Consider the following 16,869-nt stretch of genomic DNA (forward strand, 5'->3'; position numbering starts at 1 on the left):
AAATGAAATGCAAAATTTGGGCTTGGCCATACTGGCTAGCACCGTCAGGTATTCCATAAATTGGCATTTTCTGCAAACGCGAAATAGGAATAACCTTAACTATATCAGTGATTTAAAAGGAAAACGCGCAGCCCGTTCGCTGCGCGTTAACTAATGTATCCGGTTAAATTAACCGTAAACGCTTTCTTTACCAAAGTGCTTGGTCAGCATGTAGTAAATCACAGCGCGGTACTTGTTCCGCTCAGAGCGACCATAGGTTTCGATAACTGAATCAATAGCTTCCATCAAAGCAGGGCTATCAGAGAGGCCCAGTTTCTTCATCAGGAAGTTCTCTTTGACCGTTTCCAGTTCGCTTGGCTGGCTTCCTGCAACAGTCGATGCGTCAGCATTATAGATCGCAGGACCGCAACCGATCGTAACCTTTGTTAACAGATCCATGTCAGGCGTCATGCCGCATTTGTTTTTCAGATCATCGGCATACTGCGCGATTAGGTCGTCTCTTTTTCCCATCGGGATTCTCCCACCATTTTGGTTTGGCCGCGAACTCTGCACTATACACGGGCGGCTTGGGGGAGATTCTAATGGCAGATCAGTGTAAATTCCAAGGGAATATTCCGCATATCCTCCCCGCATTAACGGCACAGGCTACCCCCCGCCGACTGAATATGAAAATGATCTGCGTGCAATTGGTTGTAATCGGGACCCAAAACCATCGTGAACCAACGGCAGGCACTGTCGCGCGCAGCGCGTAAAAACGCCTGATCCTGATCCGAACCGTTCCATCCATTCTGCAAACTGATCTGGGGTCCACCAGTGAGCCGAAAACCTGACACGTCCAAGGCGTTAGCCGTAGCATGCGAACTCATCCGCCCAGTCGAACCCGAAAGAGTGCGAATTTCACGACAATTGTAACTTGAGAAATGTTCGATCTGACCCAAAGGCAGCCCATAGATTTCTTGGGCTTTGGGCTGAAGGTCATGCAATGTCCACATAGCCGTGCGCAAAGCAATGGCACATCGGGTTTCAACAGGTGAAATTCGAACACTGTCAATTCCGCTAAGCGCAACACGGCCTTTGATATGACACTGCGCATTGTCGATCCGATCCGGGAGAACGCGTGCTTGAACCGGACCAGTCCCAAGCGTTGCAATGCAACTTGCGTCACTTGCCAGCGCACGGTTCAGTTTGAATGCTGTCCACGGTGTGACAGGATCAGAGATGTTAAGGGGTTTGGTTGGATTCCACGCATCTGGCAATGGCGACTTAGGATCGTTCAGCAGATAGAACCCGCCATAGGCAAAGCCGCAAAATACGACCAAGGTCCAAACGACGTGGAGCACCCGACCAAAGATCGAATGCCCGTTTCTTTTGTCTTGCATCAGCGCGCTTTAGTAGCGGTAATGCTCGGGCTTGAACGGACCCTCGACCGTCACACCAATATAGTCAGCTTGATCTTTCTTAAGCTCAGTCAGCTTAACGCCGATCCGGGCCAAATGCAGACGCGCTACTTTCTCATCTAGATGTTTGGGCAGAATGTAGACTTCGTTTTTATACGCATCAGTATTGGTCCAAAGTTCCATCTGCGCCAAAACCTGATTGGTAAAGGAGGCTGACATTACAAAGGATGGATGGCCTGTGGCATTCCCAAGGTTCAACAAACGCCCTTCAGACAACAGGATCAAACGGCTGCCTGATGGCATTTCGATCATGTCGACCTGTTCTTTGATGTTGGTCCATTTATGGTTCTTCAAGGAGGCTACTTGGATTTCATTGTCAAAGTGGCCAATGTTGCCAACAATCGCCATGTCCTTCATTTCGCGCATGTGTTCGATGCGGATCACGTCCTTGTTTCCAGTTGTGGTGATAAAGATGTCAGCCTCGGAAACAACATCTTCTAGTATGACGACCTCGAACCCGTCCATCGCAGCTTGCAGTGCACAAATTGGATCGACTTCAGTGACCTTCACCCGTGCACCGGCACCTCGCAAGGATGCAGCCGATCCTTTGCCCACATCACCATAGCCCATAACAACTGCAACTTTACCAGCCATCATTGTATCAGTGGCGCGGCGGATGCCGTCAACGAGGCTTTCTTTACAACCGTATTTGTTGTCGAATTTCGACTTGGTCACACTGTCGTTGACGTTAATCGCAGGGAACGGCAGTTGACCATCGCGGACCAGTTCATAGAGGCGGTGAACGCCAGTTGTTGTTTCCTCGGAAACACCTTTGATTTGATCGCGCATTTTGGTGAACCAACCGGGGCTGGCGGCCATGCGTTTTTTGATTTGGGCTTGAATGGCTTCCTCTTCTTCGGAGGTCGGCACGCCGAACTCTTCACCAGCTTCGATGCGGGCACCAAGAAGGATGTAAAGTGTGGCGTCGCCACCATCATCCAAAATCAGGTTCGGGCCTTCTGGAAACTGGAACGACAGATCAAGGTAGTCCCAATGTTCTTCCAATGACTGGCCTTTGATCGCAAACACTGGTGTGCCGCCAGCAGCAATCGCCGCCGCAGCGTGATCTTGAGTCGAGAAGATGTTGCACGACGCCCAGCGCACATCGGCACCCAGATCAACAAGCGTCTCGATCAGAACCGCTGTTTGGATCGTCATGTGCAGTGAGCCTACGATGCGTGCACCTTTCAACGGTTTGCTCTCGCCATATTCTTCACGCAGGGACATAAGGCCTGGCATTTCTGTTTCGGCGATGTCCAATTCCTTGCGACCAAATTCGGCCAGCGCGATGTCTTTGACGATGTAATCTTCGGCCATGTGCGGCTCTCCTTGGAAAATTGTGTTGAGGGGCAGATAGCACTGCGCCCCTGTCTCGACAATGGGATTGCAGCAGACATAAGGTAGCATGGCTGAACATGAGGTGAAGATGAAACAACCGCGCGCATGGCAACGCATGCTGTCTGGCAGACGACTGGACTTGCTGGATCCAACCCCAATGGATATCGAAATCGAGGACATCGCCCATGGCCTTGCCTTTGTGGCGCGTTGGAATGGGCAAACCATAGGGGATTATGCGTATTCTGTTGCTGAACATTCTTTGCTGGTGGAAACCTTGTTTACGGCTATTTCCCCTAGCGCGGACGCTAAGTGGCAGTTGGCCGCGTTGCTGCATGATGCCCCAGAATACGTAATTGGCGATATGATCAGTCCTGTGAAGGCGGCAGTTGGTCCCGGATACGAAGAACTTGATCAGAGATTGACTGCTGCGATCCATATCCGCTTTGGCCTTCCTGCCGTTCTTCCGCTTGCGATCAAGAAGCAAATCAAGAAGGCAGACAAAATTAGTGCGTGGATGGAAGCGGTGCACATAGCAGGATTTACGCGCGCCGAGGCCGACAAATTTTTTGGTGCACCTGACCCAGCCATGCTCGAGAATCTGCAAATCACTTTGCGCCCGCCTGTCTTGGTCCGTGGTGACTTTACTGCCCGCCATAACGCGCTGATTGCGCAGTGTTAGGGTCTATTTGATGTCAAAAATCTTTGTACGCAAACCGGTGCCCTTGGATTCAAAATCGATGGCACGCCTTTTGAACCAGATTATAGAACAAGGGGGGACCACTGCGCTTACACGGCCCGTCACCGGCGATGATATGATCGAATGGATGGCCGAAGACGCAGAACAATCTGTTTGGCACGTAGCAGTAGATGACGCTGAAACCGTCGTTGGCTTTCAATGGATTTGCCCAAAAGAAGGGCTTCCCGATGAGGCCTGCGATATCGCCACTTTCGTTCAGATCGGGCGAACTGGCCTTGGCATTGGATCAGCTTTGTTTGAGGCCACCAAAACAGGGGCAAAGGCGCTGGGCTATCGGTGGATCAACGCCAATATCCGCGATGATAATGAGGGCGGATTGATCTATTATCAAAGTCGCGGATTTGTAGATTACGCAATTAAGGACAATGTTAAACTCGCAAGCGGTCAGACTGTCACCAAAAAGCTAAAACGATTTGATTTATATCGCTAGTCTGGCTTGCGGAAATTAGCCCCTATTTAGGGCTGCGCTTTGCCAGTATCCGTTGCAACGTTCGACGGTGCATATTCAGGCGCCGCGCGGTTTCGGATACGTTCCGATCACACAATTCATACACCCGCTGAATATGTTCCCAACGCACCCGATCCGCAGACATGGGGTTTTCTGGGGGAGGCGGTAGATCGTCACCAGTGGCAAGCAGCGCATTGGTAATATCTTTGGCATCAGCTGGCTTTGATAGATAATCAGTAGCACCAATTTTTACCGCCGCAACAGCTGTTGCAATGGCTCCATACCCTGTCAGAACGACAATGCGACTGTCAGGGCGGCGCTCGCGCAGAACCTCGACCACATCCAAACCATTTCCATCGCCTAGACGAAGATCAACTACAGCATAGGCCGCCGGACGCGCTGTAGCGATGGCCTTGCCCGCAGCAACGGTTTCTGCCGTCTCTGGCTTAAACCCGCGTTTTTCCATTGCTCGGGCCAGACGCCGCAAAAACGGTTCATCATCGTCGACCAAAAGAAGCGTGTTGTCTTCCCCAATGTCCAAGTCTTGTGTGTCTGACATGACCTCTTCCCCAACGCCATAATTTCTAAGGAAGAATCATAGCAGGCCGGAGGCCTAGGTCAAACCTGCAGGAAACATTCTAATTGTTCGGCCATTTGATCGGGCCGCAAAGCACGACTGAAAAACTGAACAAAACCGTCGTCTGGAAAAACCAGATAGCTAGAGGTTGAATGATTAACCAAGTAATAGTCTGGGTCGCCATCCTGCTTTTGATAAAAGGTTTTGTAGGCCTGCGACGCAGCTTTGACTTGCTCTGGTGAGCCCGTCAGTCCAACCATCTGCGGGTGCATATTCGCCGCAAAATCGCCAACGACCTCGGGCGTGTCACGCTCGGGGTCTATCGAGATAAAGACAGGCTGCACCTCCAGGCCCTGCTCGGCCAGAATATCCACAGCTTCGACATTGCGCGCAACATCCAAGGGGCACACATCAGGGCAAAACGTGTAGCCAAAGTAGATCAGCGAAGGTTTGGTGATCACCTGTGCATCTGTGACCGTTTCCCCAGCAGCATTCACCAAGGTAAAGGGGCCGCCGACAGTGCCGGCTGTACGGGTTGTCCGGCAGGCCTCAAACCGGTCTGCGGGGGCCATAACCGTGGTCGCAACAACGCCACCAATGATCAAAAGACCGACGGTGGCACTTGCGACAATTGCGATCGTTTTAGACATGGACATCCCTTTGATGCTGGCCAGATTAGGTAAACTTCTGCATGATCAAAACACAATTGACCACTCTGACGCAGCAAGGATCCCATCACGTATGAGTGATATCGAAACCGGCCTTATCAACACGGGTGCACGCGCTGACTGGATACGGCTGCGCACGCTGATCTTGTTGCGTTGGGTCGCGATCGCCGGTCAGGTTGTCGCGATCAACGTGGCCATTTTGGTTTACGATTTACAACTGGAATTGGGCCTGTGTTTCGCCGCAATCTCAGCGTCTATTATCGCCAATTTCTTTTCCATTTTTGTCTATCCTGAAAATAAGCGCCTGACTGAATCTGAGGCCGTGGTGATGATATCCTTTGATATCCTTCAGCTTGGGTTTTTATTGTTTCTGACAGGCGGATTGCACAACCCGTTTGCGCTTCTGTTGTTGGCTCCAGCGACCGTTGCGGCGACTGCGCTTCAGCTACGATCTACACTGTTTTTGGGCGCGCTTTCTTTGGTCTTGATCACTCTTCTTGCGCTACTTTATGTGCCGCTCCGAACTGATGTCGGGTTTATCTTGCGGCTGCCCCAACTCTTTGTGTTTGGGTTCTGGATGGCTATGGTTATCGGGCTGGTTTTTCTGGCCGTCTACGCCCGCCGTGTTAGCAGCGAGATGCACGCTATGTCTGACGCGTTACTTGCTACTCAAATGGCGTTGTCGCGCGAGCAAAAGCTGACCGATTTAGGTGGTGTAGTGGCCGCAGCTGCCCATGAATTGGGCACACCTTTGGCAACGATTACTTTGGTCAGTTCTGAATTGATGGACGAATTGCCGCCCGACAGTGAAGAGCACGAAGATGCCAGCCTCATCCGCGAGCAGGCGGATCGATGCCGCGAAATATTGCAATCTATGGGGCGTGCTGGAAAAGACGATTTGCATCTACGATCTGCGCCCGTCACAGCTGTGATCGACGAGGCGGCCGAACCGCATATGGAGCGCGGGAAACAATTGATTATGTCAATTGCACCGAGTGATCTTGATCCAACGCTTCAGCCGTCGATTTTACGCAAACCGGAGATTATTCATGGGGTTCGAAACCTTGTTCAAAATGCCGTTGATTTTGCTGGTTCGAAAGTTTGGATAGAAACCGGTTGGACCGATAGTGTTCTACGTCTTCGTATCGTTGACGATGGTAAAGGGTTTGCACCATGGATGTTGGGGCGATTGGGCGATCCGTTTATCAAATCGTCGGGTGCCGCCAAAAAATCCAGTACCGAGCGTCCCGGTTACGAAGGCATGGGTTTGGGGCTATTTATCGCCAAGACGCTATTGGAACGTTCCGGCGCAGAGATTACTTTTGTGAATGCTGGATCCGGTGCAACTCTGCCCGAACAAACGGGTGCAGTGGTCGAGGTCATTTGGCCCCTGCATCGCATCACCAGCAAGGCCGATCAAACCGGCGGTGCATTGGGCTTGAACCAAAAATTTGAAATATAAAATTTAGTATTGGTTTAAAGACTTTAACGCCGAATTAACTTTCTGAAGCCATAGATACCCTGATCGAAGTAACTTCTATGGTTGTCGGATGGCGTTAGACGTATCTATCTTATCTTTTTTCTGGATTGGGGCTGTCTCAGTTGGGACAGTGTTTTGTACTGTTTATGGCCTTTCTCATTGGTTACCAGAAGAGACCAGCGATGCCCGCAAACTGCTTCATGAAACAAGCAATGATATGGCCTTTGTGTTTGATGACACAAAGCTGATCGATGCTTCTGAAAAAGGCTATCAACTGCTGCGCGCGGCACACGTCCGTATTGACGATACAGCGGGAATTTTCAATGTTTTGTCTCGCAGTTTTCCCGATCTTGGAAATGCTATGGCCGATATTGCCGAGGTCCGGGAAATTGATTTGAAATCCGAGGTTGGCTCGGGTCATTTGCACGCTGAGCTGTGGAATGGGCTGATCAAAATTACCCTGCGGATCGAAGAAACCGAAGATGTCCTGGCACAGGACGCGCCTGTGGTTTTGGCCCTTGAGCAAGAGCTGTTGTTCATGCGTGAAGTCACCAACGAAACCCCGTTTCCGATGTGGCAGGTCGATTCAGGTGGTCATATTTCTTGGGCCAATACGACCTACATCAAACATGTCGAACATATAAAACAAACCGGCCATTTGACTTGGCCGTTGCCGCATATTTTTGGCCAAGCAGCGCCGTCAACCTTGCTGTCGCCAACCAGCACGGAACGAAAGTCGTTAGAGCATTCGGCCCAAGATGGGGCAAAATGGTTTGACGTTCATTCGCAAAAGACCCGAGATGGTGTCTATTTTTACGCCACGCCAGCGGATGAGATTGTATCAGCTCAGGAGAACCTTAGCAGTTTTACGCAAACGCTAACCAAAACCTTTGCGCAGCTGACACAGGGCTTGGCGATCTTTGATAGCGATCGCAATTTAATGATGTTCAATCCGGCGTTGGTTCGATTGACAAACATTCCGGCAGAAAAACTATGCGTACGCCCGTCATTATGGACTTTTTTGGACAGCTTGCGGGAACAGCGTATGATCCCGGAACCAAAGGATTATCACAGCTGGCGCGATGAAATCAGGTCGCTTGAAACAGCTGCAGAAACCGACAGCTACTGCAAGGTTTGGCAACTGCCGTCTGGTCTAACTTACCGGGTCACCGGTCGACCACACCCCGGCGGCGCTATTGCGCTGTTGATCGAAAACATCACAGAAGAGATTTCGCTTACCCGTAGGTTCAACGCACATCTTGAACAGAACCAAGCCATTTTGGATTGCGTTGACGAGGCAATGGTCGTGTTCTCACCCTCTGGGGTCTTGGTGCAATGCAACAAAGCCTACCGTGAAATGTGGGATTCCGATCCTGATCAAACGCTTATTGAGTTTACCGCAACAAATGCCCTGAAAGACTGGCGCAAGAAAACAAATCCATCGCCGTTTTGGGGTGAACTTCAGGACTTTATCTATCAGGGTTCAGAACGCTCAGACTGGGTCGGTACTGTTACCACGCTGAAAGGGCAAAAGCTGGATTGCCGTGTGCGCCCTTTGATGGGCGGGTCCACATTGGTGAGCTTTGTGTTTGGTGCTACTGAAAACAATATGCCCGGACGTCCAAAGGAATTGCCTCTTAGGGCTTAGGTTTGCCTTGCGCCTGCCCATAGGCCGTTTAAATTTGGCCAATGCTGCGATGTTCGTTCTCTAAAGAGCTGGAAAGCCTTCAGGCCACACAAGCTCTGGCCCATAGTTTCGCCGAGCTTGCCCAAGTAGGTGACGTATACCTTTTGAACGGTCCAGTCGGTGCCGGCAAAAGTGCCTTTGCCCGCGCCTTTATTCTGGCATGCCTTGATGTGCCAGAAGACATTCCATCCCCCACATTCACACTGGTTCAAACCTATGACACAAAGGCGTTTGAAATTTGGCACTGTGATCTCTACCGCCTGTCTTCAGCGCAGGAGGTGTTTGAGCTGGGGTTGGACGACGTTTTTGAAACAGGGGTCAGTTTAATTGAATGGCCCGATCGTTTGGGTGAGCTTTCTCCAACCTCCGCTTTGCACATAGCTTTATCCGGTGATGATGATAGCAGGCAGATAACGGCGCATTCAAGTGACGCAAAGTGGGATAAGTTAGGGCACCTTTTTTGATGGACGATCGCACTCAGGTTCGGAAACAATATCTTGCAGCATCTCCTTGGGCGCATCATCGGTGTGATTTTTTGGCAGGGGATGCGTCGAACAGAAAATACTGGCGCCTGAATGACAAAAAGACTGGCGGCACCGTTGTTTTGATGGATGCGCCCGGTGATCCGAACGACGCCCTTTTGCCTTTCGTCGATCGAACAAACTACTTGGAGCAGATTGGCCTCGCCCCACCAAAGATATTTGCCCAAAACACCGGTGACGGATTTCTCGTGATAGAAGATCTCGGCGACCGTATCTTTGCACGCTTTTTAGAAACCGATCCCACTGCTGAAACAGCGCTCTATACTGCTGCGGTTGATGTCCTGATACATCTTTATCACGCGCCCCGACCAGCCGGGGTAGGCACATATGATCCAGAACTCATGGCTGACCTCGGGGATCTGGCGCGGAGTTGGTACTCTTTTGGGTGTGATGGACCAACAGACCAACCATTTAAGGCTGAATTAGAGTCTGTTTTAAGCGGGACTTGGTCTGAAAAAATGGTTTTCGTTCAACGCGATTACCATGCTGAAAACCTCTTGTGGAACCCTGACGAGAAGGCACCAAAAAACGTTGGATTGCTGGACTATCAAGACGGTCTTTTGGGACACCCGGCATATGATCTGGTTTCCCTGCTGGAGGATGCCCGGCGGGATGTATCGCCAACTATCAAAGAAACGATGCTAGATCATTACATCAGCAAAACAGACCAAGATCCTGCAACATTCAAAGCCGCGTTTGCATCACAGGGTGCCCAGCGCAATCTACGTATTTTGGGTGTTTTTGCACGCCTGTCGATGCACTATGGAAAGCCACATTACGTTGATTTGATACCTCGGGTCTGGGACCATTTACAAAATGACTTGAGCCATCCCAGCCTGACCAAACTCCGAAAAATCTGCGACGACACATTGCCACCTCCGACACCAAAGAACCTGCAAAAATTGAGAGACAAATGCGCGACGATCCCACATCCATAATGCTTTTCGCTGCTGGTTTTGGATCGCGCATGCGGCCGATGACAGACGTCATTCCCAAGCCCTTGGTCCGTGTGGCAGATCAAGCCTTGTTGGATCACGCGCTGGAGTTGGTCACACCGGACATTGCCGACACCTGCGTAATCAACACACATTACTTTGCAGATCAGATCCAAGATCACGTCAGAGGCAAACCGATCCAACTCAGTTATGAGCCAACTTTGTTAGACACTGGGGGTGGGCTAAAAAACGCTTTGCCTCTGCTGCCATCTGCGTCTGTCTTTACCCTAAACACAGACGCCGTATGGACCGGTGAAAACCCTCTCGCACAACTGAAAGACCATTGGGATCCCAATCGAATGGATGCACTTTTGCTTCTTGCAGCACCAGAGCACGCCATTGGGCATAAGGGGAACGGTGATTTCCTCTGTGATCCAAACATGCAGCTGTCTTGGGGTCCCGGCGCAGTGTACCTCGGGGCGCAAATCATTAAAACTTCGGCCGTAGAATCGATCAAAGACGATGTGTTTTCCATGCGTAAAGTCTGGGATCAGCTGTTGAATGCTGGCCGACTTTATGGGGTCATCCATGCTGGACAGTGGTGCGATGTCGGATACCCCGAAGCCATAGAAACCGCCGAAGCGTTGTTGGCAGATGATCGGTCATAGTCCCAAAATCACCGCACTGGGGCTTGGCGTGGATTTTCCGCAAGCGTTCATTACTGGCTTTTGGGAACGGTTCGGACATCTAGATCCAGTAAGCACTGCCCAAATTGAAATCATCGTAAACACGCGACGCATGCAGAGGCGCATCACGGATCTTTTTGACGAAGGACCAGCGACACTTTTACCCAGGATTAGACTTTTGACTGATCTGGGGATTGAGGATCAAGGCAATGATCCCACCGCCCTGAAGCGGCGATTGGAATTGGTTCAATTGATCTCTCAACTTCTGGATCAACAGCCGGATCTGGCCGCTCGCGATAGCCTCTTTGATCTTGCGGACAGCCTCGCTAGCCTTTTGGAGGAAATGCTAGATGAGGGCGTTTCACCAACTGTTTTTGAAAAGATCGATGTGCAGGATCTGTCGGGTCATTGGAACCGATCCCTTAATTTTTTGAGAATTACCCAGACTTTTCTCGAAGCCACCCAGACCGAAGGCGTGGCACCTTCCCACCGACAACGCGTCGAAAAACTAATCAAGGGATGGCAGGTTAATCCACCACAGCATCCAGTAATCTTAGCTGGTTCCACTGGATCGAGGGGCACAACCGCTTTGTTGATGAAGGCAATTACTGAATTGCCACAAGGAATGATCGTGCTACCCGGATTTGATTTTGACCAACCTCAAGAAATCTGGGACAGGTTTAACGCCAATACAGTCAGCCAGGATCACCCCCAATATCGGTTCGCTGATTTTTTGGATCAATCTGGCATTATGCCGTCCCAAGTGGTGTCTTGGTCAAAGTCTGTGGAAAACACATCGCCGCGAAGTGCGTTTGTATCTTTGGCATTGAGGCCTGCACCGATCACAGACCAATGGATGACAGATGGGCCAAATTTAGGTGATTTAGACTCTGTCTTTGAGGGTTTGACACTTGTCCAAGCTCAATCCCCACGAGAGGAAGCAATTTGTATCGCTGCCCGCATCCGGCAAGCGGTCGAGGAAAATCAGACCGTTGCTTTGATCACACCGGATCGTTCCCTAACCCGCCAGGTTACCGCAGCTTTGGACAAATGGCGCATTATTCCTGATGATAGCGCAGGTACACCTTTGGCCCTTAGCGCGTCAGGGCGGTTCTTGTTGCAGGTCCTAGACCTCATGGATCGCGATCTTTCATTCGAAGCACTGCTTGCACTTTTGAAAAATCCAATCACGCACAGCGGACCAAATGGTCGTGGGGATCATCTACGATTTACACGGGATTTCGAACTTTACACACGACGTTATGGGCCGCCATTCCCAACAACCAGTTCAATTCTAAAATGGGCTGAGAAAACAGGCACGCAGACTGCCAAAAACTGGGGTGAATGGTTGGTAGACGCGTTGGCCAAGTCACGGGTTCCGGCTGCTGTGCCATTGAATGATTATCTTGAGGCGCATCTATCATTTGCCGAGGCATTGGCCCATGGAACGGATCCAACGTCGGAAGACAACAGCGGCACATTGTGGAAAGAAAAGCCCGGGATTGAGGCCAAAAAAACCGTCGCAAAATTAAAGGCCGAAGGTGATCATGCAGGCGAAGTAGAAGTAGCAGATTACCGATCAATTTTTCGATCAGTTCTAAGCCAAGGCGAGGTGCGCGACCGGGATCAAGGCCATCCCAACGTTTTGTTTTGGGGCACACTAGAGGCACGGGTTCAAGGCGCAGATTTGGTCATACTGGCCAGCATGAACGAGGGGTCATGGCCCGAGGCGCCGGCGCCTGATCCATGGCTCAATCGCCAAATGCGGCAGCAGGCAGGATTGCTGTTGCCAGAACGTCGAATTGGCTTGTCCGCTCATGACTTTCAGCAAGCAGTTTGTCGTCCCAATGTTTGGATAACGCGAAGCATCCGTAACGCAGAGGCTGAAACCGTTCCGTCCCGCTGGGTCAACAGAATAACAAACCTTTTGAACGGTTTGGACATGCAGGACGGTCCTGCACTTTTGTTGCAAATGATAGATCGTGGCAACGACTGGCTAGGGATCGCACGACAGCTGGAAGACGTTCCTAATGATGCAGAAAAAGCGCCAAGGCCGTCGCCACAACCACCTCTTGCTTCACGTCCTCGGCAGCTTTCCGTTACCCGGTTCAAAACTTTGGTTCGCGATCCTTATGCCCTTTATGCTGAGCGTATTTTGCGCCTAAAACCACTCGATCCGATCAAAATGCTTCCAGATGCTCCCTTGCGTGGGATTGTTTTACACCGCGTGTTAGAAAGATTCTTGGCAGAACGCACGGATGACGAGAATTCTGCCGAGATTCGACTGAAACAGACTCTAGATCAGGAATTACAAGCCAATGTGCCTTGGCCGGTAGCCCAGCGACTGTGGAAGGCTCGTTTTGAAAAGGTCATACCGTGGTTCGTTGACATCTACGAAGGTCAAATGCTCCAAGCCGAAAAGGTTTTCCTTGAGGCTAAAGGCGCGCTTTCGCTGGCTGACATAGACTTTAAAATTACAGGTACCGCTGATCGGATTGATATCACCTCTTCTGGCGAAGCTATCCTGCTTGATTATAAAACTGGACAGCCGCCCAGCAAAAAAGTTCAAGAGTTTTTTGATCGTCAACTATTGATTGAGGCCGCAATGGTTGAAGAGGGCGCGTTTGCAAACCTTGGTCCAATGCCCGTGTTGCGGGCCGATTTCATTGGCCTAGGGTCCAGCCCAAAAATTGAACCTGCTCCTTTGGATAGTTTTCCTGTACCACAAGTTTTGCAAGAAATTCGTGCCCTCATTGGTCGCTATGACGAAAGGGAAATGGGTTATACAGCCCGGTCCAAAATGCAGCGCGATACCGATGTGAGCCCTTACGATCATCTCTCACGATATGGGGAATGGGACGACACGGATCCACCGGTACGGGAGATCCTGAAATGACGGTTCCCAATGAGGCAACGCTCCGCCAGATCGAGGCTGCCGATCCGAGTAATTCAACTTGGGTCGCTGCTAACGCTGGTTCAGGCAAGACGCGGGTTTTAACAGACCGGGTTGCACGACTTTTGTTGGACGGAGTTGCACCGGAAAACATCCTTTGCCTGACCTACACAAAAGCCGCCGCCACTGAAATGCAGAACAGGCTGTTTCAACGACTTGGTCAGTGGTCAATGATGCGCGATGAAAAGCTTCGCGGGGAACTTGCCGAGCTGGGTGCGCCTGTCGAAAAAATCAGTGGCCTATTAGCAGAGGCGCGGCGTCTTTTTGCTAAGGCGATTGAAACACCAGGCGGGTTGAAAATTCAAACGATCCATTCCTTTTGCGCGTCACTTTTACGTCGCTTCCCACTTGAGGCTGGCGTCTCACCACAGTTTGTGGAGATGGAAGATCGAACCGCGAAAATTCTGCGCAACGATGTGGTTGAACAGATGGCTAAGGGCCACGATCGGGCGGTTATCGATGCATTGGCACAGTATCACTCGGGTGAAGATTTTGAAAACCTCACTGCCGAAGTGATGCGCCACAAAGATACAATTTGCGCGATGACTAAGGAAAAAATTTGGGCTGAGTTGGATCTGACGCAGGACGTAACGGCGCAAGACCTGGTGAATGAGATCACGACAGGTGTCACTGCCGGTTGGTGGAATACCCTTCTTGAGACCTTGATAAGTGCCGGAAAAACGTCTGAAAAACTCGCTCACAAGTTAGCAACGATTGACGTGTCCAACCCTCAACCAAAAGATTTGGCTGTTTTCTATGATGTTTGTATTGGGGCCGATAATGCATCGAAATCTAGTAGCTACCCACCGAAAAGCCAAGTGAAGGTTATTGCCAAACTAGAGTCTATTCTGGCTGGTTTGCATGATTTAATGGATCGCGCGGCAGACGCAAAGCAAAAGGAATTGTCCCAGAAACTGGGCTACCGGACTTTGGCTCTGATAGATTTTGCAAAAGCATTTGTGCCAGCATATGAGGCAAGGAAGTTGAATAAAGGCTGGCTAGATTTCGACGATTTAATCCTTAGGGCCCGCGCGCTGCTGACAAAATCTGATGTGGCGCAGTGGGTCTTGTTTCGATTGGACGGGGGCATTGATCATATTCTTGTGGATGAAGCACAAGACACCAGCCCAGCGCAATGGGACGTTATTGAACATTTAGCGCGTGAGTTCACAACAGGAACATCGGCCCGAAGTGACGTTGAGCGTACGATCTTTGTTGTCGGCGATCCCAAGCAATCGATCTATTCATTCCAAGGCGCCGATCCCGCTGGGTTTGACCGCATGAAAGGCTTCTTTGCGGAGCGTTTGCGTACTATTGAAAAGCCGTTTAAGGCGCTGGATCTTGCTTTCTCTTTCCGCAGTTCACCTGCCATTTTGGATGTTGTGGATTTCACATTTGCAGAACTTGCAGAGGATTTTCCACAAACCCTCAAGCACCGGGCGTTTAAGGACGACCTACCCGGGCGCGTCGATCTTTGGCCATTAATCGAAAAGACGCCAAAGCCCGAAGATACTGCTTGGTTCGATCCTATCGATCGGCTGTCAGAGACGGATCACACGGTTGTCTTAGCGCGGCAAGTTGCATCAAATATCAGTGCAATGCTTGCAGGCCACGCGTCATTGCCGGACGGTTCTGGCGGGATGAGGCCAATCCAAGCGAAAGACATCTTGGTTCTGGTTCAGCGCCGCAGTGATTTGTTCAATCAAATTATCCAAGCTTGTAAGGCTAAGGAAATACCAATTGCTGGTGCCGATCGGTTGAAAATTGGCGGTGAATTAGCGGTCAAAGATATCACGGCAGTTCTGCGATTTCTTGCCACGCCAGAGGATAACCTTAGTCTTGTTTGTGCGCTAAGGAGTCCGTTCTTTAACTGGTCAGAACAAGACATTTTTACGTTGTGCCATCACCGCAAAAAGCCTTTTGTTTGGGCAGAAATGCGCGGATTAGACACTGTTTACCCACGCACTTTGGATGTTTTGAATGACCTGCGCGGTCAGGCGGATTTCCTGCGTCCGTTTGATTTGATCGAACGCCTTTTGACCCGACATGAGGGCCGTAAAAACCTACTGGAACGCCTCGGCAGCGAGGCCATAGACGGCATCGATGCACTGTTGGACCAAGCCCTGTCTTATGAACGCACTGAGGTTCCCAGCCTAACCGGCTTTCTTATCTGGCTCGACAGCGAGGAAGTGGAAATCAAGCGCCAAGTTGACAGTGCAAGCAATCAGATGCGCGTGATGACAGTGCACGGATCTAAAGGTCTGGAAGCCCCAATTGTTATTCTGCCAGATTGCGCCAACCGGCTTGTGACCAGTCGAAGTGATATAGTGACCCAGCAAGACACGGCGTTTTGGAAACCAAATGCACCTGAACAGCCGGCCAAGCTGCGCAGCCTTTTGGCTGCAGCCAAGACGAAAGAGCAGCAGGAACGATTAAGGCTTCTTTATGTGGCAATGACCCGCGCTGAAAAATGGTTGATCGTAGGCGCTGCAGGTGACGTCGGCAAGACAGGCGAAAGTTGGTACAGCCGTATTCAGCACGGTCTTTCTGCCGCAGGTGCCAAGCCTTTCAATTTTGAATTGGGTGAAGGGCTGCGCTACCAATATGGGACATGGGATCAGGCGCAGAAATCTGGCGATCCGCCTTTAGGTACAAAACCGGCTCTTGCTGAGTTCTTTGAAAGACCTGTTGAGACCCCGATTGCAAATGAAGGCGTTTTGACCGCCAGTTCACTGCCTGGCCCAAAGGCGTTGCCCAGCGCCTTGGGGGCAAAGGACGAAGAACTGGCAATGGCTTTGGGCACAAAGGTTCACAAACTGTTGGAGCATCTACCAAATCTTGACCCAAAAACTTGGGGTGCCGCAGTTCCAAACCTATTGGATGATAATGAGCCAGAACTGAACCAGCAGGCTAGAGCAATCGCTTTATCTGTTCTCAATACTCCAGATCTGGCTTTTATTTTCGATCCTAGTGGTATGAGCGAAGTCAACCTTTCCGCAAATATCAGCGACCTAGACGATCAGCGATTGAGAGGGACCGTAGATAGGTTGATGGTCAACGACCACGTTGTTCTGGCCGTTGACTATAAAACGAATGTAGCTGTTCCAGACACGCCGCAACAGGTCCCCTTAGGCGTCTTGCGTCAAATGGGTGCCTATCAAAATGCGCTTGAACAGATCTTTCCTGACCACAAGATCCGAACTGGGATTTTGTGGACCACTTCGCGGTCTTTCATGCCATTGAGTGACGAGATCGTGAGGAATGCCCTCAAATCAACCACAGCATCTTGACGCAGGATGGTTGGCTTCTTAGGTTCAGGCCTCAACTTATTGCCAAGGAGA

Annotated in this window: 14 protein-coding genes; 9 read left to right on the forward strand and 5 right to left on the reverse strand. The window is 50.7% G+C overall.

The window, feature by feature from the left end; translation table 11 throughout:
• Window positions 1-168: 168 nt before the first annotated feature.
• The 3 genes from ACIRQ6_RS16810 to ahcY form a co-directional block, all read right to left on the reverse strand.
• The gene (locus ACIRQ6_RS16810) at window positions 169-510 is read right to left on the reverse strand and encodes a DUF2853 family protein (protein WP_420861762.1); all 342 of its coding nucleotides are present in this window, start codon (window positions 508-510) and stop codon (window positions 169-171) included.
• Window positions 511-632: 122 nt separating this feature from the next.
• Window positions 633-1,379: an extensin family protein gene (locus ACIRQ6_RS16815; RefSeq protein ID WP_420861763.1), complete on the reverse strand. Its 747-nt coding sequence runs from the start codon at window positions 1,377-1,379 to the stop codon at window positions 633-635.
• Between the two features lie 9 nt (window positions 1,380-1,388).
• The gene (ahcY, locus tag ACIRQ6_RS16820; RefSeq protein ID WP_420861764.1) at window positions 1,389-2,774 is read right to left on the reverse strand and encodes an adenosylhomocysteinase; all 1,386 of its coding nucleotides are present in this window, start codon (window positions 2,772-2,774) and stop codon (window positions 1,389-1,391) included.
• 109 nt (window positions 2,775-2,883) lie between these two features.
• On the opposite strand from ahcY, the gene ACIRQ6_RS16825 reads away from it, so the two are divergent.
• Window positions 2,884-3,474: an HD domain-containing protein gene (locus tag ACIRQ6_RS16825; protein WP_420861765.1), complete on the forward strand. Its 591-nt coding sequence runs from the start codon at window positions 2,884-2,886 to the stop codon at window positions 3,472-3,474.
• Window positions 3,475-3,484: 10 nt separating this feature from the next.
• The gene (locus ACIRQ6_RS16830; protein WP_420861766.1) at window positions 3,485-3,982 is read left to right on the forward strand and encodes a GNAT family N-acetyltransferase; all 498 of its coding nucleotides are present in this window, start codon (window positions 3,485-3,487) and stop codon (window positions 3,980-3,982) included.
• A 22-nt stretch (window positions 3,983-4,004) separates the two neighbouring features.
• On the opposite strand, the gene ACIRQ6_RS16835 is transcribed toward ACIRQ6_RS16830, so the two are convergent.
• Both ACIRQ6_RS16835 and ACIRQ6_RS16840 read right to left on the reverse strand, forming a co-directional pair.
• Complete coding sequence (locus tag ACIRQ6_RS16835; protein ID WP_420861767.1) at window positions 4,005-4,559, reverse strand: ActR/PrrA/RegA family redox response regulator transcription factor; 555 nt, start codon at window positions 4,557-4,559, stop codon at window positions 4,005-4,007.
• 59 nt (window positions 4,560-4,618) lie between these two features.
• On the reverse strand, window positions 4,619-5,227 hold the full coding sequence (locus ACIRQ6_RS16840; protein WP_420861768.1) for an SCO family protein: 609 nt from the start codon (window positions 5,225-5,227) through the stop codon (window positions 4,619-4,621).
• Between the two features lie 91 nt (window positions 5,228-5,318).
• Here ACIRQ6_RS16840 and regB point away from each other — a divergent pair, with 91 nt between their 5' ends.
• The 7 genes from regB to addA all read left to right on the forward strand — a co-directional run bounded on the left by regB (window position 5,319) and on the right by addA (window position 16,818).
• Window positions 5,319-6,707 (forward strand): sensor histidine kinase RegB, encoded by a 1,389-nt coding sequence (gene regB, locus ACIRQ6_RS16845; RefSeq protein WP_420861769.1) that lies wholly within the window; start codon window positions 5,319-5,321, stop codon window positions 6,705-6,707.
• Window positions 6,708-6,942: 235 nt separating this feature from the next.
• Window positions 6,943-8,373: a PAS-domain containing protein gene (locus ACIRQ6_RS16850; protein WP_420861770.1), complete on the forward strand. Its 1,431-nt coding sequence runs from the start codon at window positions 6,943-6,945 to the stop codon at window positions 8,371-8,373.
• A gap of 41 nt (window positions 8,374-8,414) precedes the next feature.
• Complete coding sequence (gene tsaE, locus ACIRQ6_RS16855) at window positions 8,415-8,876, forward strand: tRNA (adenosine(37)-N6)-threonylcarbamoyltransferase complex ATPase subunit type 1 TsaE (protein ID WP_420861771.1); 462 nt, start codon at window positions 8,415-8,417, stop codon at window positions 8,874-8,876.
• Window positions 8,876-9,892 (forward strand): aminoglycoside phosphotransferase family protein, encoded by a 1,017-nt coding sequence (locus ACIRQ6_RS16860; protein WP_420861772.1) that lies wholly within the window; start codon window positions 8,876-8,878, stop codon window positions 9,890-9,892. The genes tsaE and ACIRQ6_RS16860 overlap by 1 nt, the downstream gene beginning before the upstream one ends.
• Window positions 9,868-10,557, forward strand: a complete 690-nt coding sequence (locus ACIRQ6_RS16865; RefSeq protein ID WP_420861773.1) for a nucleotidyltransferase family protein — start codon at window positions 9,868-9,870, stop codon at window positions 10,555-10,557. Before ACIRQ6_RS16860 ends, ACIRQ6_RS16865 begins: the two co-directional genes overlap by 25 nt.
• Window positions 10,544-13,471 carry a double-strand break repair protein AddB gene (addB, locus tag ACIRQ6_RS16870; protein WP_420861774.1) on the forward strand — a complete coding sequence of 976 codons (2,928 nt, stop codon included), beginning with the start codon at window positions 10,544-10,546 and terminating at the stop codon, window positions 13,469-13,471. Before ACIRQ6_RS16865 ends, addB begins: the two co-directional genes overlap by 14 nt.
• Window positions 13,468-16,818 (forward strand): double-strand break repair helicase AddA, encoded by a 3,351-nt coding sequence (gene addA / locus ACIRQ6_RS16875; protein ID WP_420861775.1) that lies wholly within the window; start codon window positions 13,468-13,470, stop codon window positions 16,816-16,818. The genes addB and addA overlap by 4 nt, the downstream gene beginning before the upstream one ends.
• Window positions 16,819-16,869: the final 51 nt, after the last annotated feature.

The organism is Algirhabdus cladophorae (assembly GCF_044772865.1).
GTDB classification, from domain to species: domain Bacteria; phylum Pseudomonadota; class Alphaproteobacteria; order Rhodobacterales; family Rhodobacteraceae; genus Algirhabdus; species Algirhabdus cladophorae.